Origin of the sequence: Brevundimonas albigilva, from assembly GCF_023503965.1 — a bacterium.
Taxonomy (GTDB): Bacteria; Pseudomonadota; Alphaproteobacteria; order Caulobacterales; family Caulobacteraceae; genus Brevundimonas; species Brevundimonas albigilva.
The window spans coordinates 1,210,653-1,229,847 of sequence record NZ_CP097298.1; the positions used below are offsets into that span (position 1 = coordinate 1,210,653).

Annotated in this window: 12 protein-coding genes and 7 pseudogenes; 3 read left to right on the forward strand and 16 right to left on the reverse strand. The window is 72.3% G+C overall.

Features of this window, described 5'->3' with window-relative positions:
• Positions 1 to 2 precede the first annotated feature (2 nt).
• On the reverse strand, positions 3 to 1,187 hold the full coding sequence (locus tag MU852_RS06290) for an acyl-CoA dehydrogenase family protein (RefSeq protein ID WP_249751476.1): 1,185 nt from the start codon (positions 1,185 to 1,187) through the stop codon (positions 3 to 5).
• Between the two features lie 130 nt (positions 1,188 to 1,317).
• On the opposite strand from MU852_RS06290, the gene MU852_RS06295 reads away from it, so the two are divergent.
• Positions 1,318 to 1,821, forward strand: a complete 504-nt coding sequence (locus MU852_RS06295) for a GNAT family acetyltransferase (protein WP_249751477.1) — start codon at positions 1,318 to 1,320, stop codon at positions 1,819 to 1,821.
• A 76-nt stretch (positions 1,822 to 1,897) separates the two neighbouring features.
• Here the strand turns inward: MU852_RS06295 and MU852_RS06300 are convergent.
• A pseudogene (locus MU852_RS06300) lies at positions 1,898 to 2,080 on the reverse strand (Lrp/AsnC ligand binding domain-containing protein); the annotation flags it as partial.
• 165 nt (positions 2,081 to 2,245) lie between these two features.
• Here MU852_RS06300 and MU852_RS06305 point away from each other — a divergent pair.
• Both MU852_RS06305 and MU852_RS06310 read left to right on the forward strand, forming a co-directional pair.
• Positions 2,246 to 3,586 (forward strand): sensor histidine kinase, encoded by a 1,341-nt coding sequence (locus MU852_RS06305; protein ID WP_249751478.1) that lies wholly within the window; start codon positions 2,246 to 2,248, stop codon positions 3,584 to 3,586.
• A 91-nt stretch (positions 3,587 to 3,677) separates the two neighbouring features.
• Positions 3,678 to 4,343, forward strand: a pseudogene (locus tag MU852_RS06310) (bifunctional 4-hydroxy-2-oxoglutarate aldolase/2-dehydro-3-deoxy-phosphogluconate aldolase); the annotation flags it as partial.
• Between the two features lie 10 nt (positions 4,344 to 4,353).
• Here MU852_RS06310 and MU852_RS06315 read toward each other — a convergent pair.
• The 14 genes and pseudogenes from MU852_RS06315 to MU852_RS06385 form a co-directional block, all read right to left on the reverse strand.
• Complete coding sequence (locus tag MU852_RS06315) at positions 4,354 to 4,848, reverse strand: periplasmic heavy metal sensor (RefSeq protein ID WP_249751480.1); 495 nt, start codon at positions 4,846 to 4,848, stop codon at positions 4,354 to 4,356.
• Complete coding sequence (locus tag MU852_RS06320; protein WP_249751481.1) at positions 4,845 to 5,258, reverse strand: hypothetical protein; 414 nt, start codon at positions 5,256 to 5,258, stop codon at positions 4,845 to 4,847. Before MU852_RS06320 ends, MU852_RS06315 begins: the two co-directional genes overlap by 4 nt.
• Positions 5,255 to 5,815 (reverse strand): RNA polymerase sigma factor, encoded by a 561-nt coding sequence (locus MU852_RS06325; protein ID WP_249751482.1) that lies wholly within the window; start codon positions 5,813 to 5,815, stop codon positions 5,255 to 5,257. The genes MU852_RS06320 and MU852_RS06325 overlap by 4 nt, the downstream gene beginning before the upstream one ends.
• Positions 5,816 to 6,297: 482 nt before the next feature.
• Positions 6,298 to 6,513, reverse strand: a pseudogene (locus MU852_RS17295) (EF-hand domain-containing protein); the annotation flags it as partial.
• A 74-nt stretch (positions 6,514 to 6,587) separates the two neighbouring features.
• Positions 6,588 to 9,470 (reverse strand): bifunctional [glutamine synthetase] adenylyltransferase/[glutamine synthetase]-adenylyl-L-tyrosine phosphorylase, encoded by a 2,883-nt coding sequence (locus MU852_RS06335; protein WP_249751483.1) that lies wholly within the window; start codon positions 9,468 to 9,470, stop codon positions 6,588 to 6,590.
• 140 nt (positions 9,471 to 9,610) lie between these two features.
• Positions 9,611 to 11,026 carry an ATP-binding protein gene (locus MU852_RS06340; RefSeq protein ID WP_249751484.1) on the reverse strand — a complete coding sequence of 472 codons (1,416 nt, stop codon included), beginning with the start codon at positions 11,024 to 11,026 and terminating at the stop codon, positions 9,611 to 9,613.
• Complete coding sequence (locus tag MU852_RS06345) at positions 11,027 to 11,419, reverse strand: endonuclease domain-containing protein (protein WP_283843804.1); 393 nt, start codon at positions 11,417 to 11,419, stop codon at positions 11,027 to 11,029.
• 64 nt (positions 11,420 to 11,483) lie between these two features.
• The gene (locus MU852_RS06350) at positions 11,484 to 12,155 is read right to left on the reverse strand and encodes a response regulator transcription factor (protein WP_249751486.1); all 672 of its coding nucleotides are present in this window, start codon (positions 12,153 to 12,155) and stop codon (positions 11,484 to 11,486) included.
• Positions 12,156 to 12,237: 82 nt separating this feature from the next.
• Entirely contained in the window at positions 12,238 to 13,776 is a 1,539-nt protein-coding gene (locus tag MU852_RS06355; protein WP_249751487.1) for a Do family serine endopeptidase, read from the reverse strand.
• Positions 13,777 to 13,881: 105 nt separating this feature from the next.
• Positions 13,882 to 14,342 (reverse strand): annotated as a pseudogene (locus MU852_RS18165) (cytochrome c-type biogenesis protein).
• A gap of 41 nt (positions 14,343 to 14,383) precedes the next feature.
• Positions 14,384 to 16,371: pseudogene (locus MU852_RS06370) on the reverse strand (heme lyase CcmF/NrfE family subunit).
• Positions 16,368 to 16,852, reverse strand: a pseudogene (gene ccmE, locus MU852_RS06375) (cytochrome c maturation protein CcmE). Before ccmE ends, MU852_RS06370 begins: the two co-directional pseudogenes overlap by 4 nt.
• Positions 16,853 to 16,975: 123 nt before the next feature.
• Positions 16,976 to 17,749: pseudogene (gene ccmI / locus MU852_RS18170) on the reverse strand (c-type cytochrome biogenesis protein CcmI); the annotation flags it as partial.
• A gap of 31 nt (positions 17,750 to 17,780) precedes the next feature.
• Entirely contained in the window at positions 17,781 to 19,142 is a 1,362-nt protein-coding gene (locus MU852_RS06385; RefSeq protein ID WP_249751489.1) for a hypothetical protein, read from the reverse strand.
• Positions 19,143 to 19,195: the final 53 nt, after the last annotated feature.

Here is a 19,195-nt window from a genome sequence, read left to right on the forward strand (position 1 = left end):
GCTCAGGCTCCCGGCAGCTGCAGCAGGTGTTTGGCGATGATGTTCAGCTGGATCTCGCTGGTTCCGCCCTCGATGGAGTTGGCCTTGGTGCGCAGCCAGTCGCGGGCGGCCGAACCGCCGCGCGAGCGCTCGCTCTCCCACTCCAGCGCGTCGGCGCCGCCGGCCGCCATCAGCAGTTCGTGGCGGCGCTTGTTCAGTTCGGACCCATAGTATTTCAGCATGGAGGCGATGGCCGGATGGGCCTGCTTGGCCTTCACCTGGTCGCCCACCCGCTCCATCGCCAGGCGGAAGGCGGCCTGATCGATCTCCAGTTCGGCGATGCGCGCGCGCAGCATGGGCTCGTCCAGCCGGCCGGCCTCGTCCGTCCCGATGGCGTCCAGGGCGACCTGGCCCACCGGCCGCCCGCCCGCGACCTCGCCCATGGCGCCGATCATGGTCCGCTCGTGGGCCAGCAGATATTTGGCCACGTCCCAGCCCCGGTTCAGCGTCCCGACCAGGTTTTCCTTCTCGACCCGAACATCGTCGAAGAAGGTCTCGCAGAAAGGCGACTTGCCGCTGATCAGGGTGATCGGCCGCGTCGTCACGCCCGGCGTCCTCATGTCGAACAGGACGAAGGAAATGCCCAGGTGCTTGGGCGCCTCCGGGTCCGTCCGCACCAGGCAGAAGATCCAGTCGGCCTTGTCGGCGTAGCTGGTCCAGATCTTCTGGCCGTTGACGATCCAGTGGTCGCCCCGATCCTCGGCCCGGGTCTGGATCGAGGCCAGGTCGGAGCCGGCGCCCGGTTCGGAATAGCCCTGGCACCAGCGGATCTCGCCGCGCACGATCTCGGGCAGGAACCGCTTCTTCTGTTCCTCGGTCCCGAAGGCCAGCAGCGCCGGCCCCAGCATCCAGACGCCGAAGCTGTTCAGCGCCGGCTGGGCCTTGATGCGGCGCAGTTCCGAGGCCAGCACCTTGGCCTCCTCACGGCTCAGCCCCCCGCCGCCGTATTCCCGGGGCCATTCCGGCGCCGTCCAGCCGCGTTCGCCCATCCGCTCCAGCCAGAGCTTGTGGCCGGGCGTGGCGAAGACGGCGTCGCGCCCGCCCCAGATCATGTCCGCCTCGGAGCCCATCGGCCCGCGCGCCTCGGGCGGGCAGTTCGCCTCCAGCCAGGCGCGCGTCTCGGCGCGGAAGCCTTCCAGATCGCTCATTCGCGTGTTCCCCGCGTTTCCTCTGGCGACGACGTTAGCAGATGCGTTTCGATTGGCTACGGTCACGTAGGGGAAGCCTCGGCAACAGCTTCGCCGTTCGCGCGTTCGTCAGGCCCGTTTGGAGCCGACCATGACCTATCTCAGCCGCGCCGTCTTCGCCGGCGCCAGCCTGTTGCTGCTGCTGTCGGCGATGGCGCTGATCGGCTTCGGCGTCAGCGATGCGATCCAGAGCATCCGCTCGCCGGAACAGTCGGGCGCCGACGCGGTGCTGGACGTGCTGGGCTATGTCATCGTCGCCATCGCCGTGTTCGACGTGGCCAAGTACATCTTCGAGGACGAGGTGCGGCGCGGCAACGACAAGCGCAGCGCCGCCGAGGCCCGGCGCAGCCTGACCAAATTCCTGTCCACCATCGTCATCGCCCTGTTCCTGGAGGCCCTGGTGGTGGTGTTCAAGACGGCCCGCGCGGACGTCTCCCAACTGATCTATCCGACCGCCCTGCTGCTGGCTTCGGTCCTGGTCCTGGTCGGCCTGGGAGCCTTCCAGCGCTTTTCGGCGACGGTGGAGGAGAAGGTCGGCGACGACGACGAGGCCGAGGAGCGCAAGGAAAAGGCCCGCCGCCGAAGCGACGCCTGACCTCAGCCCCGCTGGGCAGGAAGGGCGAGAAGGTGATGACGGTGAAGGTGTCGCGCACGTGGGGGCGGGTCTGGACCTGCCTGGTCACGAAGGTCCCGATGTCGGCGTCGCGCGGCAGGTTGAACTTGGCCAGCAGGTCGTGCTGGCCCGAGGTCGAATAGACCTCCGACACGTTCTCGACATTGTCGACGATGTCGGCGGCCACGTCGTTGGCGTAGCCCAGTTCGGTTTTGATGAAGACGAAGATGGCGGTCATCATGGCGGCGGTCTCCCTGACGCCTTCCTAGACCATCGCGGCCGCGCCGATAAGGCCGCATCTCCAGGGTCGCCAAGGTACGGTATCGAACCCACAGAAACGAAAAAGTTCAACGTTCACGGTCTCTTATCAGTCATGAACTAAAACGGCGGCAAGGAGCGCGTGACGATGACCTCAGCCGCCGACGATCCCCGACCCCTGCTGCACCGGCTGATCGCCGCCGGACACCTGCGCTACTGGATCATCGCCAGCTGGTCGCTGGCGCTGTGGACGACGACCGACTTCCACACAGCCGCCACCTGGTTCGTCCTGGCCACGGTGGCGGGGCTGATCCGCACGGTCGTCGACGGACGCCAGGGGCCGCGCGGCGCCAATCCCACCCGGCTGCGGCTGGCCGTCGCCACCCTGTCCTGCGCCATCTGGGCCGCCGCGCCGTGGCTGTCCTTCAGCGCCGGAAGCCTGTTCGGCGTGGCGGTCGGGGTGGCCCTGCTGATGGCCGGCTATGTCCTGGTCTTCACCCAGATGCGCGCCGCCCCGCACGAGGCGCTGATGGTGTCGACGCCCTATTCGATCGTCGTGATCCTGCTCGTCCTCAGCCTGTGGGGCACGTCCGGCTTCTGGGTGGTGCTGAGCATCGTGCCAGTGCTGGGCCTCGCCCTGCTGATCAAGGTCGTCATCACCCAGATGAAAGACGAGGAACTGGGCGCCGTGAACCGGCGCCAGGCCGCCCTGATCACCGAGCTGGAACAGGCGCGCGATCGCGCCGACGCCGCCAGCGCCGCCAAGTCCAACTTCCTGGGCGTCATCTCCCACGAGCTGCGCACGCCGATGAACGGCGTCCTGGGCGCGGCCGAACTGCTGCGCCTGTCCGACCTGGACGCGCGCCAGACCGAGTTCGTGCAGATCATCACCCGCTCGGGCGAGGGCCTGATGGTGCTGCTGAACGACATCCTGGACGTGACCAAGATCGAGGCCGGCAAGATGGAGCTGTCCCAGGCCCTGGTCGAGGCGCAGTCCCTGGCCCCGCGCCTGGTGGGCCCCTTCGCCGCCCAGGCCGAGGCCAAGGGCCTGGGCTTCGTCGCGGAGACCACCGGCGACTGGCCGACGCTGGTGCGCGCCGACGTGCTGCGCCTGGCCCAGATCAGCCACAACCTGCTGGCCAACGCCATCAAGTTCACCGCGGCGGGCGAGGTGGGCCTGCGCCTGGACGGCCGGCGGCGGGACGACGGCCGGCTGGCCCTGCGGCTGGAGGTGCGCGACAGCGGCATCGGCATCGCGCCCGAGGACCAGGCCGCCCTGTTCCAGCCGTTCAGCCAGGTCGACGCCTCCTCCACCCGCCGGTTCGGCGGCACCGGCCTGGGCCTGAGCATCTGCAAGCGGCTGGCCGAGATGATGAACGGCGAGATGACCGTCCGCTCGGCGCCGGGCGAGGGCTCGACCTTCGTCCTGAGCGTCGCCCTGGACGCGCACGGCTGGGGCGCCGAGGGCGAACCCGCCCAGGCGGCCTGACGCGCTAACGTGGTTTGACTTGACGCGGCGGCGGCGACGTCGGAGGTCGGGCGCGAACCGTTGCAGAGGATGTCGACCATGACCACGACACGACCGCGTCAGCGTGCTTCAGGCGCTGGAAGCTCAGGGCGTGTGCCCGGTCTTCTACCATCCCGATCCCGAGGTCTGCCTGAACGTCATCCGCGCCAGCGCGCGCGGCGGAGCGAAGGTGGTGGAGTTCACCAATCGGGGCGACTTCGCCTGCGACCTGTTCGGCGAGATCAACCGCGAACTGATCCGCACCGACCCGGACATCGTGCTGGGCATCGGCTCGGTGGTCGATGCGGGCACGGCGGCGCTGTATCTGAACCGGGGCGCCCGCTTCGTGGTCAGCCCCTGCCTGGTCCCGGACGTGGCCAAGGTCTGCAACCGGCGCAGGGTCGCCTATTTCCCCGGTTGCGGATCGGTCACCGACATCGGCGAGGCGCACGAACTGGGCTGCGACATCGTCAAGCTGTTCCCCGGCGCGTCCGTCGGCGGCCCGGACTTCGTCAAGGCGGTCCGGGGACCGATGCCCTGGGCCAAGATCATGCCGACCGGCGGCGTCGATCCGGACGAGGCCTCCATCGCCAAATGGTTCGGCGCGGGCATCGTGGCGGCCGGCATGGGCTCCAAGCTGATCACCGACGCCGCGGTGAAGTCGGGCGACTGGGCCGGGATCGAGGCTTCGACGCGCGCGGCGGTCGAGGCCGTCGCCGCCTTCCGCGCGCGCGGCTGATCCGTTCGGCCTAGCGGGCGTGGGGCGCGGCGTCTTCGCGCGCCACCGCCCGGCGGTGATCGCTCTTGCGCGCGAGGATCGGCGTCAGGGCCTTGCGCTCCTCGACGCTGAGGCCGGCCAGAATGTCCACGGCGTCGCCTTCCAGCCGCCCGCGCCCGCGCATCTCGGCCTCGCGCGACTGCTCCAGCAGGGCGCGCACGCGCGCGGCGTCCATCGTCGGCGCCCCCGCCAGCTCGGTCGCCTGGCGACGGGCGGCGCGGGCGGCCTCGAAATCGGGGCGCGCGGCCAGGGCGGCCTGGCGCATCTGCTGGCGCACGCTGCGACGCGTGGCCGGGTCCAGATCGGCCAGCACCGCGTCGAACGGCCTGCGGCCCGGCCGGACCTGATCCTCGACCTTGCGCTCCACCTGTTGGCGGCTGATCAGGAAGGCGCCGCCGCCCGCCAGGGCGAAGACGTTCAAGGCGACCGAAACGGCCAGGGCGATCTTCAGTCCGCGTTCGCTCATCCCAGCACCTCGGCGTCGTCCACGCCGCTGAGCGTCGATTGATAGAGCACCGCGTCGGCGCGCGCGTCGGCGGTCAGATGGGTGGTCAGGCCCAGGCCCGCGACCACGCCGGCGCAGGCCGCCGCCGTCCAGCCCGCCCCCAGGAACCAGGCCAGCCGGCCCCGCCGCGCCTGGCGCGCGCGCGGCCTCGGCGCCCCGGCCAGGACGCGCGCGGTCAGTTGCGCCGACGGCGAAGGCGCGGGCGAGGCGGCCAGCAGCGCATCCAGGGCCGCCGCCTCGTCCAGCGCGGCGCGGGCGGCGGGATCGGCGGCGATCAGGCTCTCGGCGAAGGGCCGCTCGGACGCGGGCCAGCGGCGCAGGTCGGCGCCGTAAGCCTGCGCCAGCGCCTTCAGCCGTTCGATCGTCATCATCCGTCTCCTTTCGGCGACACGTCAGCGAGGGCGTGGCGCAAGGCGCGCCGCCCCCGTGACAGCAAACTTTCCAGCGCCTCGACGCTGATGTCCATCAGGGCGGCCGCCTCGATGTTGGACAGCTCCTGATAGTGGCACAGCACGATGGCCTCGCGCTGGCGCTGGGGCAGGCCGGCCAGGGCGGCGTCGACGCGCGCGCCCGTCTCGGCCGCCAGCAATCCGCGATCCGGCGCCGGCCCCTCGTCCGGCCGTTCGGGCGGCGCATCGGTGGGAATTTCCCGCCGCCGCCTCAGCCGGTCGTAGCAGAGGTTCAGCGCCACCCGGTGAAGCCAGGTGTCGAACCGCGCCCGGCCCGGCGTCCACCGGGGGGCCTGCCGCCAGGCCTTCAGCAGGGTTTCCTGCGCCACGTCCTCCGCCTCGGCCGCATCGCCCAGCATCCGCTGGGCCAGGGCCAGGACGCGCGGCAGCTTGCGCGTGACCAAGGCCTGCGACGCCGCGGGATCGCCCTGACCCACGCGGCGCACCAGATCCTCGTCGGGGTCGACGACTGCGACCAAGCCCGCCTCTCGCTTTGCCCAAGACAGGGACCGATTCGCGCGTCACGGCCGACCCCGACACCTGTCTTACTCCGAAGCCGGAGCGGGGAAGCCGGTTGTTGCGCCGGACGGGACGCCCGGCGTTCGCGGCGCTGTTCCGCCCACGCCCGGCGCGCGACGCGCTGTTCGTCGGCGGTCGCCACGCCGTCTCGGTTGGCGTCCAGCCGGGCGAACTGCTCGGTCAGCTTGGCGCGGGCGTCGGCGATGACGACGGGTCCGCGCTCGGCCTTGTCGCGAGCGCCCGAGCGCATCGGACCGTGACGACCGCCGCCGCGACCGGCCCGCTCCGCCCGCGGCCCGCGCGCGCCGTGCGCGGCCATGCCGGCGTCGAACTCCGCACGGCTGACCGCGCCGTTGGAATCGGCGTCCAGACGCGCGAAGCGCCGGTCGGCCCTCTCGGCGCGCCGCGCCTGGCCGGCCGCCTGCATTTCCTCGCGCGAGACCGCGCCGTCGCCGTTGGCGTCCATGGCCGTCAGGCGCGCCACGCGGCCGTCGACGAACTCGGCCTGGGTCACGCGGCCGTCGCGGTCGGCGTCCCCGGCCAGCCGATGGGGGCGCGCCTCGCCCCTCGGCGCGGGCGCGGCGGTCTGGGCCGCGGCCGCGCCGGTCATGGCGGCCAGGGCGGCGGCGGCGACGCCGGCGATGATGGTCTTTCTCATGTCGATGGTCTCCTGAGGCCGCGCGCGGCGGCCGGTGTTCAACCCTGTCGAGACGTTGAACGGAGAACCAACGACTATCCGTCGCGACCGGCGGGAACCGCGCGTTCGAAGGCGGCGCGCGCGCGCGTCCTCAGCTCCGTCAGCTCGCGCTTCAGCGTGTCGAAGTCCGGCGCGCCGGCGGCCTCGGCCAGCCGATGGCGGAACACGGCCGGCTCGCTCTCCGGGTCGACCCGCCCCTCGAAGGCGGCGGCCAGCAGCTGGCCCAGCCGCTGCTGCAGCCGCCAGGCCTCGGCCAGGACGGCGTCGTCGTGCAGCGCCTCCAGGGTCGAGACGGTCAGCGGCTCGCCGATGACGGCGGCCTGCAGCTGGCGATACTGGGCGACGAATTCGGCGTCCACCTGGCCGCCCGCCGACAGTTTCAGGTCCCAGAAGCCGTGCGGCCGGCGCTCGCGGTCCATCAGGGCGCGCATCTTGCGGACGTCGGCGGCCACGTCCACCCCCGGCCGGGGCCGGCGCAGCGCCGCCTCGATCGCCGCCGACACCCGCTCTGCGAACGCCGGATCGCTGGCCCAGACCACGCGCGCCCGGGTCAGGACCATGAACTCCCACGTCTCGGCCTCGCGGGCGTAATAATCGTCGAAGGCCGACAGCCGCACCGACACCGGCCCCTTGGAGCCGGTCGGCCGCAGCCGCATGTCCACCTCATACAGCCCGCCCTCGGCCGTGTGCGCCGACAGGGCCGAGATCAGCCGCTGGGTGAAACGCACGTAGAAGACGTCCGCGCTCCAGTCCTTGATCGTCGAGGCCGCGCCCGCCGGCGCGTCGTAGAGGGTCATCAGGTCCAGGTCCGACCCGGCCGTCATCTCGCGCGATCCGGCCTTGCCCAGCGCGACCACCGCCACCGCGCCGGGCAGGGCGCCGCCCAGCCGTTCGGTCTCGGCCAGGGCCGCCGGGGCCAGGGTCCGCATCGCCGCGTCGGCCAGGGCGGCGTAGGCGCGGCCGGCCGCCTCCGGCCCCGCCCGCCCCGACAGGGCGTGCATGCCGATGCGGAACAGCTGTTCGCGGTGCAGCCGCCGGACCGCGTTCATCGCCCCCTCGAAATCGCCCGCCTCGCCCGCCTCGCGCGCCATCTGCTCGGTCAGGCCGGTGTCCTCGGCCAGGTCGGTCAGGAAACGGGCGTCCAACACCCCGTCCAGGGCCGCGGGCTGGCGCGCCAGGGTGCGCGCCAGGCGCGGGGCGAAGGCCATCACCCCCACCACCATCTCGAACAGCCTGGGCTGGTTCAGGAACAGGGCCTGGACCTGGACCCCCGCCGCCAGCCCCGAGAAGAAGGCGGCGAAACGCGGAAAGGCGGCGTCGGGCGCGCCGGAGCGCGCCAGGGCCTCCAGCAGGCGCGGCGCCAGGCGGGTGAACAGCTCGCGCCCGCGCTCGGTCCGCGTCGCCGGGATGCGGCCGTGGTGCCAGCTGCGGATCGTGTCGGCCACCGGCCCCGGCTCGGAAAAGCCCATCCGCCTCAGCGTCTCCAGCGTCTCCGGATCGTTCTCGACCCCGGTGAACACCAGACTGCCATAGGCGGAGTCCAGCTCCTCGCCGCCCTCGAACAGTTCGCCGTAGCGCCGGTTGACCCCGACCAGCAGCCGCTCGACGTGCGCGTCGAAGGCGGCCAGGTCGCCCTGCCCCGCCAGGGCCGCCACGGCCGCGCGCCGGTCGGCCGCCTCGGGCAGGCGATGGGTCTGCTCGTCATCCAGCATCTGCACGCGGTGCTCCAGCCCGCGCAGTTCGACATAGGCCGCCGAAAGCTCCCGCGTCACGTCGGCGGGCACGTGGCCGGCGGCCGACAGGGCGCTCAGGGCCTCCAGGGTGCGCGACGCCCGCAGGGCCGGATCGCGTCCGCCCAGGATCAGCTGCTGGGTCTGGGCGTAGAATTCGATCTCGCGGATGCCGCCGCGGCCCAGCTTCAGATTGGCGCCCGCCGCCTGCAGCCCCTCGCCGGTCTTGTGCACGTGGATCTGGCGCTTGATCGCCTGGATGTCGAGCACGGCGGCGTAGTCCAGGCTGCGCCGCCAGATGAAGGGCTGCAGCGCCTTCAGGAACCGGCCGGCCGATCGCAGGTCGCCCAGCACCGGCCGCGCCTTGATGAAGGCGGCCCGTTCCCAGTTCTGGCCGACGCTTTCGTAATAGGCCAGGGCGGCGGGGGCGGCGACCACCGGCGGGGTCGACGACGGGTCGGGCCGCAGACGCAGATCGACGCGGAAGACGTAGCCGTCGGCCGTCCGTTCGGTCAGCAGGGTGGCCAGGGTCCGCGCCGCGCGGTTGACGAAATCCTGCATCTCCTCGCCCTCGCGCAGGGCCAGGGTCAGCAGCCGGGGCTCGAAGAAGAGCGAGATGTCGATGTCGGAGGAATAGTTCAGCTCATTCGCGCCGTGCTTGCCCATGGCCAGGCCGAACAGGCCCGGCACGGGACCGCGCGCGTCGTCGGCGGGCGAGATCAGACGCCCGCGCGCGCGCTGTTCGGCGCCCACGGCCCTGAGCGCCGCACGGCAGGCGGCGTCGGCGAAGCGCGACAGGGCGCCCGTCACCGCGTCCAGCCCCCAAACCCCGCCCAGGTCCGCCAGGGCCGTCAGCAGGTGCAGGTCCGCCTTCAGCACGCGCAGCGGCTGTTTCATCGCCTCCGGTTCGTCATCCAGGGCGTCGGTTCGCGACAGGATATCGGCCAGGGCCGCGTCCGGGTCGGTCTCCAGGATCCGGCGCAGGTGTGCGGGGCGCCGTCGCATCAGCCCGGACAGATAGGGCGAGGCCCCCGCCACGGGCGCCAGCGCGGGCCAGGCTGCGGCCAGGGTGTCGGACCAGCCGTCGGTCCCCGCGGCCTCGATCAGGGCCTCATGCAGGCGGTCGGCGGCGGCGGCGTTCGCCACCGGGCCGGCGGGCTTCAGGCTGTGGAACAGGGGCTTGGCCATGAATCGTCCGCTCATCCCGGCGAAAGCCGGACCCAGCGCTTTCGCATCGCTTGCGTTGGACCACGACCCCGACACGTTCCACAAGTTGGAACGCCCAAAGACCTGAGTCCCGGCGTTCGCCGGGAGGAACGGAAAAAGGGTCAGTTCGCCGCCGGCGGCAGCACCAGCGCCACGCGCAGGCCGGGCCCGAAGTCGCCGTACGCCCCGGGGCCTTCGTCCAGCACGATCCGCCCGCCGTGCGCCTCGGCCACCGCCGTGACCAGCGACAGGCCCAGGCCCGAACCGGCCTCGGTGCGGCTGTTGTCCAGGCGCACGAAGCGCTGCACGACCCGCTCGCGGTCTTCCTCGGGCACGCCCGGTCCGGTGTCGGTCACGGAATATTCGATCTCGCCCGACGATCGCCGCCGCGCCCGCAGCTTCACCGCGCCGCCGGCCGGGGTGTATTTGATGGCGTTGTCGATCAGATTGGCCAGGGCCTGGGCCAGGAAGGGCTGGTTGCCCTCGACCATCAGCCCCTTCTCGACCTCGGCGGAGAAGTCGATGGCCTTGTCCTCGGCGGCGGGCTCGTACAGTTCGGCCATGTCGGCGGCCAGGTCGGCGGCGTCGAACACCTTGGGGTCCGGGGCCCCGCCCGCCTGCAGACGGGCGATGGCCAGCACGGTGTTGAAGGTCTTGAGCAACTGGTCCGCCTCGTCCAGGGCGATGGTCAGGGCGTCGACCCCGTTCACCTTGCCCGCCTCGGCGTCGATCAGGGCGACCTCCAGCTTGGCCCGCATCCGGGTCAGCGGCGAGCGCAGGTCGTGGGCGATGGCGTCCCCGGCGTGGCGGATCGAGGCCATCGAGGTCTCCAGCCGGTCCAGCATGATGTTCAGCCCCTGGCCCAGTTCGTCCAGTTCGTCGCCGGAATGGCGCAAGGGCGCGCGCTGCTTCAGGTCGCCCTCCTGCACCGCCTGGACGACGCGGTTCAACCCGGCCATCGCCGCCTCGACGCGCCGGCTGACATAGAGGCCGCCGGCCAGGCCCAGCAGGATGACCAGCGCCATCGCCCCCCACAGCGCCTGGGTCAGGCGCGACAGATATTCCTCGATCCCGCCGATGTCCTCGCCCACGAACAGGGTTTCGCCGCCGGTCAGCGGCAGGATCACGCCGATCGAGCGGCGGTTCTCGACCCGGCCGTCCTCGTCGGTCGTGGTCAGGCGGAAGGTGCTCCATTCGCCGCGCCCGGCCTGGCGGGGCTGCTTCAGGTCGAACGGCATGACCGACAGGTTGCCGGTGACGATCTTCCCGTCCGGCCCGGTCAGCAGATACAGATAGGGTCCGCCCCGGATGGTGCGCTCCACCAGCGCCTGGTTCAGGGCGTCGACGCCGCGCGTCCGGTGTATGGCGGTCAGGGCGTTCAGTTCCCCCTGCACGTCGGCCTGCGCCCGGGCCTGGGCCTCCGACGCCGAGGCGAAATAGACATAGGCCAGGATCGCCCCCGCCGCCGCCACGAACAGCGCCAGGAACAGCAGCGTCAGCCGGAACGGCGTGCGGCGGAGAAGGGAGGGAAGGCGCACCTATTCTCCCTCCCCTTCATGGGGAGGGTGGTCGCGCAGCGACCGGGTGGGGCGCGCCTGAAGCGTCCTCAGCACATGATCCATCACGTCGCCGATGTGATCGCGGATAGATGGATTGTCGAAACGCAAAGTCAGAAAGCCCTCGGTCGCCAGGGTCGCATCGCGACGCGCGTCATGCAGAGCCTGCGCCTCCTCGCCGTGATGCTGACCGTCGACTTCAATCACCAGCCGTCTCTCGAAACAGACAAAATCCAGGAAGTAGCCGCGAAACGGAGCCTGTCGTCGGAAATGATACCCTTGGGCGCGAAGACGCTTCAGGTTCACCCACATCCGCGCCTCTGGCGGCGTCATCGTCTTGCGCATGGCGCGAGCGCGGCTCGTGGCTTCTGACACGGATATTCCCCCACCCGGTCTCGCTTCGCTCGACCACCCTCCCCATGAAGGGGAGGGAGAAAAGTTACGCCTCCAGCCGATACCCCGCGCCGCGCACGGTCTGCAGCATGGCCTTTTCGAAGCCCTTGTCGATCTTGGAGCGCAGGCGGCTGATGTGGACGTCGATGACGTTGGTCTGGGGGTCGAAGTGGTATTCCCAGACCTTTTCCAGCAGCATGGTGCGCGTCACCGACTGGCCGGCGTGGCGCATCAGGAACTCCAGCAGCTGGAACTCGCGCGGCTGAAGGTCGATCTCCTGGCCCTCGCGGTGCACGGTGCGGGCGATCAGGTTCATCTCCAGTTCGCCGACTTTCAGCACGGTCAGGACGCCGCCGGTCTCGCGACGGCGGGCCAGGGCCTCGACCCGGGCGATCAGTTCGGCGAAGGCGTAGGGCTTGACCAGATAGTCGTCGGCCCCGGCCTTCAGGCCCGTGACGCGGTCCTCGACCTCGCCCAGCGCCGACAGGAACAGCACCGGCGTCTGGTCGCCGCCCTTCCTCACCGTCTCGACCATGCCGACGCCGTCCAGGCGCGGCATCATCCGGTCCACGACATAGACGTCGTAGCCGCCCTTCTGCGCCTCCAGCAGGCCGAAGGCGCCGTCCACCGCGTGGGTCACGTCGTGGCCCGCCTCGGTCAGGCCCCGCACCATGGCGGTCGCCGCCTCGGCGTCGTCCTCGACCACCAGAATCCGCATGAACCCCTCCCGGAATCAAAATCGCCGCCGATGGTAGCGCATCGGCGGCGATTGACGAGTTAAGGCTTGTTCAGACTGCCGATCAGTTCTTGTCCCCAAGCGGCAGGACCACCGGACGGTTGCCCTGGGGCGTGCGGACCAGCAGCAGGACGCCCGGACGGCCGGCGCTCTTCACCGTTTCGACCGCGCCCTTCAGGTCGGCGGCCGAACCGAGGCTGCGGCCGTTCGCCTGCATGATGACGAAGCCCGGCTGGAACTGCATCCGTCCGGCCCGCGACTGCGGACTGACCGCGGTGACCACCAGGCCGTCGACCGTCTCGGGGATGTCGAAGCGACGACGCAGGGCGCCGTTCAGCGGCGCCACCGTCATGCCCTCGACCACCTCGCCGGCGGCGGCGCCGGGGTTGGCCGGCGCGCCCGAGCCGCTGTCGTCGTCGGCGGCGATCTCGAGATCCGCCGGGCGGGTGCCGGCGCGGATGTCGATCGTCTGGCGACGGCCTTCGCGCAGGACCTCCAGGCGCAGGTTGTCGCCCGGCTTGGCGGCGCCGACGGCGCGGGTCAGCTCGGTGGAGCCCTCGACCGCCTTGCCGTTCAGCGAAACCACCACATCGCCCGGGCGCAGGCCGCCGCGCGCCGCCGGCGCGTCCGGCGTCACCTCGGCGACATAGGCGCCCTTCTGCGTGGCGGGCAGCCCCAGGCTTTCGCGATATTCGTCGGCCAGGTTGGTGATCTGCACCCCCAGATAGCCGCGCTCGATCGTTTCGCCGCGCATCAGGCGGGCGGTGATCGACTTGGCGGTCTCGGCCGGGATGGCGAAGCCGATGCCGACCGAGCCGCCGGTCGGCGAATAGATGGCCGAGTTCACGCCGATGACGCGGCCGTAGATGTCGAAGGTCGGCCCGCCCGAGTTGCCCCGGTTGATGGCCGCGTCGATCTGGATGTAATCGTTGTAGCCCGAGGGATCGATGTCGCGCGCCTTGGCCGAGACGATGCCGGCCGTGGCGGTGCCGCCCAGGCCGAAGGGATTGCCCACGGCGATGACCCAGTCGCCCACGCGGGGCTGGGCCGTCTCTTCGAAGCTGACGTATTTGAAGTCGTCGCCCTCGACCTTGATGACGGCCAGGTCGGTGCCCTGGTCGCGGCCGATCAGGCGGGCCGGCAGTTCGCGGCCGTCGGACATCTTCACCTTAATCTCGGTGGCGTCGGCGACGACGTGGTTGTTGGTGACGATGTAGCCGTCCTGCGAGATGAAGAAGCCCGAGCCGGCCCCTTGCGTCGTCTGCGGTTCGGCGTCCTGGCCCTGGCCGCCGCGGCCATTCGGCGGCACGAACTGGAACGGCAGGCCGGGGATCTGGAACAACCCTTGCGGCTGCTCGACCGGCACGGTCACGTCGATCTGCACCACCGCCGGCGCCACCTGTTCGAAGATGGTGGCGAAGCTGTTGGGCGCGCCGGGCGGGGGCGAGAAGCTGTCGCCGTTGGCGGGCACCGGGGTGATCCGGTTCACGGCCTGGGGCTCGGCGTGCGCGCCGGGCCAGGTGATGACGCCGCCGGCGGTCGCGGCCGCCGCCAGGGTCAGGCCGGCCGCGGCCCCCAGAATGAACTCCTTGCGCTTCAGCATCGTGGTCCTTGCGATCCTCTGTCCGGGCCGAGCGGGCCCGGGTCGCGTCTGATATAGGCCGATCCGCCCGAAGGCCAAAACCCGGCCGACGATCGTTGTTCCCGCCTAGCGCCCGTCGTGAGGCGAGGTTGCGTCAGGATCGCGGCGAAGGTTCTCATTTTGGAGAAGATCGTCCAGCCGGCGTTGCTCGTCCGCCGACAGGGGCGCGGGCTCCGCCGACGCCGCGCGACGGCGCGCCAGCAGCACCGCCCCGGCCGACAGCACCAGGGCGAACGGGCCGAACCACAGTAGCCAGGTCCCCGGCCGCACCGGCGGGCGGAACAGCACATAGTCGCCGAAGCGGCGCACCAGGTCGGCCCGCACCGCCGCGTCGTCGGCCCCGGCGGCGATCTCCTCGCGATCAGGCGGCGCATGTCGCCCGCGACGCCCGCCGGGCTGTCGGCGATGGATTCGTGCTGGCAGACCACGCAGCGCACGTCGGCGAACAGGGCGCGGGCGCGGGCCTCCTGCGCCGCGTCGGGCAGCGGACGGTCGGGCGCCGCCGCAGGCTCGGCCGCAACCAGCATCACGGCCAGGATCGGCGCGGCCAGCAGGACGGACAGGCGCTTCACGCCGGCTTCCTCCGCCGCGCGCCGACGCCCAGCCTCAGGCGCCGGTCCATCAGGGAAAGCGCGCCGCCCAGCGCCATGATCGCCGGCCCCAGGAAGATCAGCCGCGCCCACGGGTTCCAGTACAGGCGCACGGTCCAGGCCGGCCGGCCCGCGACCTCGGTCCGCTCGCCCAGCACCACATAGACGTCGTCCAGCCCGCGGAAATCCAGCCCCACCTCGGTCGTCGTCTGTCCCCCCGCGGGGAAGAAGCGGCGCTCGGGCGTCACCGTCGCGGCCCGCCCGGCGCCATCCGCGCGGCGCACCGTCAGCCGGCCCTGTTCGGCCAGATAGTTCGGCCCCTCCACCACCTGCACCTGGTCCAGCGTGACCGCCCACGGTCCGGCCGAGACGCTCTGGCCCAGGGTCAGGGCGCGCGCGGCCTCGGCCTTGAAGCCGGTCTCGACCACGGCGCCCAGGATGAAGACCCCCAGCCCCAGATGCGCCAGGGTCATGCCCCAGGCGCCCAGCGGCAGCCCCCGGAGCCGGCGCAGGCTCTCGGCCAGGGGCGCGCGCATCAGCCGGCCGCGTTCGGCGACCTCGGCCAGCGGCCCGGCGATCAGCCAGGCCCCCAGGGCGACGCCGGCGGCGGCCAGCGCCTTCCTCGGCTCGAACAGGGCGAAGGCGGCCAGGCCCGCGACCACGGCCAGGACCGCGGCGACCCACAGGCGCTGAAACGCCCCGGTCAGATCGCCCCGCTTCCACGCCAGCAGCGGCCCGGCCGGAAGGATCAGGAAGGCGACCGTCATCAGGGAACGAAGGTCGCGGCGAAATAGGGCGGGCCGACCGAGATGGTCGCGCCCGACGCCGCCTCCAGGATCAGCGGATAGAGGGTGCCCAGCAGCACCGTCGCCGCCGCCGCCGTCAGGAACAGGTTGTTCAGCACCAGCGCGCCCTCGCGGCTGACGGGGGCGAACATTCCGCCGCCCTTCAGCTGCGGGCTGCGCCAGGCGAACAGGGCGAAGGCGGCGCCGGCCGTGACGCCCAGGATGGCCAGCAGCATCAGCCCCCGCTGCGGATCGACGGCGAAGGCGTGAACGCTGGTCAGCACGCCCGAGCGCACCAGGAAGGCTCCCAGCATCGAGAAGGTGAAGGCCAGGAGCGCCAGGAAGACCGTCCATCCCGCCAGCGCCCCGCGCCGTTCCGTCACCACCGCGCTGTGCAGCAGGGCCGCCCCGGCCAGCCAGGGCATGAAGCTGGCGTTCTCCACCGGGTCCCAGAACCACCAGCCGCCCCAGCCCAGTTCGTAATAGGCCCAGAAGCTGCCCAGGGCGATGCCCACCGTCAGGAAGGCCCAGCTGGCCAGTGCCCACGGCCGCACCCAGCGCCCCCAGGCGGGCCAGAAGGCGGTCTGCGCCCGCCCCTCGATCAGGGCCGCGACGGCCAGGGAGAAGCAGACGGAAAAGCCGACGTAGCCGGCGTAGAGCAGCGGCGGATGCACGGCCAGCGCCGGGTCCTGCAGCAGCGGATTCAGCGACGCCCCCTGGAACGGGGCCGGGTCCAACCGGACGAAGGGGCTGGAGGTGAAGACGGCGAAGGCCAGGAACAGCGATCCCAGCGCGCCCTGGGTCGCGACCGCCGAGGCCTTCAGCCCGAACGGCAGGCCCCGCGCCCGCGCCAACGCGCCGCCGAACACCGTCAGCACCAGGCACCACAGCAACAGCGATCCCTCGTGGCTGCCCCAGGCGCCGGCGACCTTGTACAGCATCGGCTTGTCGGTGTGGCTGTTGCCCGCCACATTCGACACCGAGAAGTCGGACGTCACGAAGGCGTAGATCAGGGCGGCGAAGGCCAGGGCGACCGCCGCCGCCGCCGCCAGGGCCGCCCCCTCGCCCGCCCCGGCCAGCACCGGGCTGCGCCGCCAGCGCCCCGCCGCCGACATCGCGGTCTGCAACACCGACAGCGCCAGGGCCAGGACCAGGGCGAAGGTCCCGAACTCGACGATCATAGGGTCTCCCGGCCCTGGCCGGCGCCGGCGCCCTCAGGCCGCCATTCGCCCTTTTCCTTCAGGCGGTCGGCGACCTCGCGCGGCATGTAGTTTTCGTCGTGCTTGGCCAGGACCTGGCTGGCCTGGAAGACCCGGTCGGGGCCGAACGACCCCTGCGCCACGATGCCCTGCCCCTCGCGGAACAGGTCGGGCAGGTCGCCGTGATACAGCACCCGCGCGGTTCCGGCGTTGTCGGTGACGACGAAGGCCACCGAGCCATCGGCCGCCTTGTGCACGCTGCCCGCCTCGACCAGGCCGCCCGGCGGATGGGACGGCCCGCCGGCGCCGTCTCGGCCGTCGCCTCGGACGGGGAATAGAAGAAGGTCACGCTGTCCTGCATCGCCCACAGCGACAGGCCGACCGCCAGGGCCAGGATCGGCGCCGCGGCGGCGACGACCCACAGGCGGCGACGCGCCTTCGGCGATTTGGGCAGCCAGCTCATGCGGCGGACGATCCGGGAACGGCGAACGGAAGGCGCCGATATAGCCGCCGTGCGGCGCGGCGCCAAAGCGTCATTGCGCCCCCGCCGGGGGATCCGCCGCTCCAGGTCCTGGCGGCGCGGATCGCTGGGGTCCAGGGCGGCGATCAGCGGCGTCCACTGGGCGCGCGTCTGCGCCGCATCGCCGCGCCTCAGCGCCGCCTCGCCCAGGAAGAAGCGCGCGCCCAGCTGGTCGGGATCGTGGCGCACGGCCTCGCGGAAGGCGGCCTCGGCGTCGGTGCCGATCCGGTCGTCGTTGGCCCGCACCAGGCTTTCGCCCAGCCGCGCCCAGGCCTGGCCGTCGTCGGGACGCAACGCGACCAGACGACGGAAGGCCGAGGCCGCACCCAAGGGGTCGTCGGCCTGGAACCGCGCGGCGCCCAGCATGGCCAGCGCCTGCGGATCGTCGGGCCGCTCGCGCACCACGCGGGCGACCACGGCGGCCAGCTGCGGCGGCTGCAGCGCGTCCGGCGTCTCGGCCCATTGATCGACCCGGCCTTCGTAGCCCTGGTCCGGCAGGCCGGGCGCCCCGACCAGGACATAGAGGCCCAGCGCCGCCGCCGTCGCCGCCCCGATCCCGGCCAGCACCCACAGCCGGTCGCGGGGCCCGGCGCGGACCGGGCGGTCCGCCTGGGCCGCCTCGCCCGCCAGCAGCCGCCGCGCCGCCTCGGCCCGCGCCGCCGCGTGGGCGGCCTCGTCCATCAGGCCCCGCGCCTTCAGCCGGTCCAGTTCCTCGATCTCGCGCAGTCCCGCGGCGGTTTCCGCCCGGGGCGCCGCCGTCGCGCCGCGCCGCGCGCCGCCCAGCACCGCCAGGGCGGCCAGGGCGGCGGCGAGGCCAGTCATCATCCAGAAGACGATCATGGCCCGCCGTCTAGCCCATGCGGGCCGGCCGTCAAAGCGCCCGCGACGCCGCGCCCGCCGTGGCCCGCGCCGTCTCGGCCGTCGCCGCGCGCCGCCGCACGGTGCGCGCCGCCTCCAGCGCTTCGATCAGGGTCAGATAGCGCGCGGCGATCCCGACCAGCCGAAGCGCCCGGTCCACGTCCGGCGCCTCGCCGTCGGCGACGCTGTCCAGGGCCTCGTTGGCCCAGATGGTCAGATAGTCGGTCAGTTCGGCGTTCAGCCGCTGGCGGTCGGATTCGCTGCCGAACACCACCGCCGGTCCGCGCAAGGCCGTCACCAGTCCCAGCAGGGCCGCCGCCGCCTCGATCGGCTCGCCCTCGGTCGGCGCCTCCAGCCAGGGCGCCATGCGCGTCATCCGCCCGGCGATGGTCTGGCGTTTCATCGGCAAGGCCGCATGGGCCGCCGCCCCGGCCGAGCGCATCAGCCCCGACAGCTGGCCGGACAGCTTGACCCGCGCCATTCGCGTGGTCTTGCCCCACGGCGAGTCCGGACGCAGCTGCAGCGTCAGGTCCAGTTCCGACAGGACGGCGGCGCACCATTCCGCGTCGGTCACGGCGGCCTGGGCCTCCGCCTCGCCCGGCGCCGACCCCAGGGCGCCCAGCCGCGCCACCCGTTCCGTCACCGAGGCCAGCAGCCGGTCGACGAAGACCGCCATCTCCGAATGGCTGAGCACCAGTTCGTTGCCGGCCGAGCGGCTGGTCCGGGTGACGACGCGCAGCATCCGTTCGGCGTCGGCCACATGGGCGAACAGGATGTCGACGATCCGCCGGCCGCCCTGCTCGCCGACGGCGTTGGCGTCCTGGATCAGCAGCCGCAGCCCCGCCGCCTGCTCGTCGTCGGGCCGCTCCAGCCAGGCCGGCAGGCGCGGCAGGGCGCGGCGCGCCAGCGGTCCCAGGTCGAAACAGCCGGCCAGTTCCTCGCGCGCCTCCCGCGGGGCGTCGGGCCAGACCTGGCCGTGGCGGTCGCGCACGGCGGCGGCGGCGGCGGCGCACAGCCGGTCGGCGGCCGTCGTCCAGTCGCCCTCGGTCGGGCCCGCCCCGTCCAGCAGCGGCAGCAGGTCGGCCTCGCGCTCGGCGGCGACGCGCCAGGCGCGGTCGCGCGCGCCCGGGGGGAAGGTCAGGCCGGCGACGCCGTCCTGGCGGGGCGCGAACATCGGGGCCAGGGGCGCCAGGGCGATGTCGCGACGGCGGCGGCCGCGCCACTCGTCCTCGATCATCCGGGCCAGGTCGGCGGTGCGGTCGTCGGCCGCCCCCTCGACCGGAAAGCCGCCGCGCAGGCCGTCCAGCACCGCGTCGCCGCAGCGCTGGATGAGGCCCGTCAGGACCGACCGTTGCGTTTCGGATAGCGTGGCCAACCCCGTCTCCGCCGTTCGGCGACATGGTGGGCCGCCGAGATTAACAAGCGCTT

Excerpts from the sequence above, each read along its gene's own strand:
- MU852_RS06290 (WP_249751476.1), bottom strand. The coding sequence starts at position 1,187 with ATGAGCGATCTGGAAGGCTTCCGCGCCGAGACGCGCGCCTGGCTGGAG.
- MU852_RS06295 (WP_249751477.1), top strand. The coding sequence starts at position 1,318 with ATGACCTATCTCAGCCGCGCCGTCTTCGCCGGCGCCAGCCTGTTGCTG.
- MU852_RS06305 (WP_249751478.1), top strand. The coding sequence starts at position 2,246 with ATGACCTCAGCCGCCGACGATCCCCGACCCCTGCTGCACCGGCTGATC.
- MU852_RS06315 (WP_249751480.1), bottom strand. The coding sequence starts at position 4,848 with ATGAGCGAACGCGGACTGAAGATCGCCCTGGCCGTTTCGGTCGCCTTG.
- MU852_RS06320 (WP_249751481.1), bottom strand. The coding sequence starts at position 5,258 with ATGATGACGATCGAACGGCTGAAGGCGCTGGCGCAGGCTTACGGCGCC.
- MU852_RS06335 (WP_249751483.1), bottom strand. The coding sequence starts at position 9,470 with ATGGCCAAGCCCCTGTTCCACAGCCTGAAGCCCGCCGGCCCGGTGGCG.
- MU852_RS06350 (WP_249751486.1), bottom strand. The coding sequence starts at position 12,155 with ATGCGGATTCTGGTGGTCGAGGACGACGCCGAGGCGGCGACCGCCATG.
- MU852_RS06355 (WP_249751487.1), bottom strand. The coding sequence starts at position 13,776 with ATGCTGAAGCGCAAGGAGTTCATTCTGGGGGCCGCGGCCGGCCTGACC.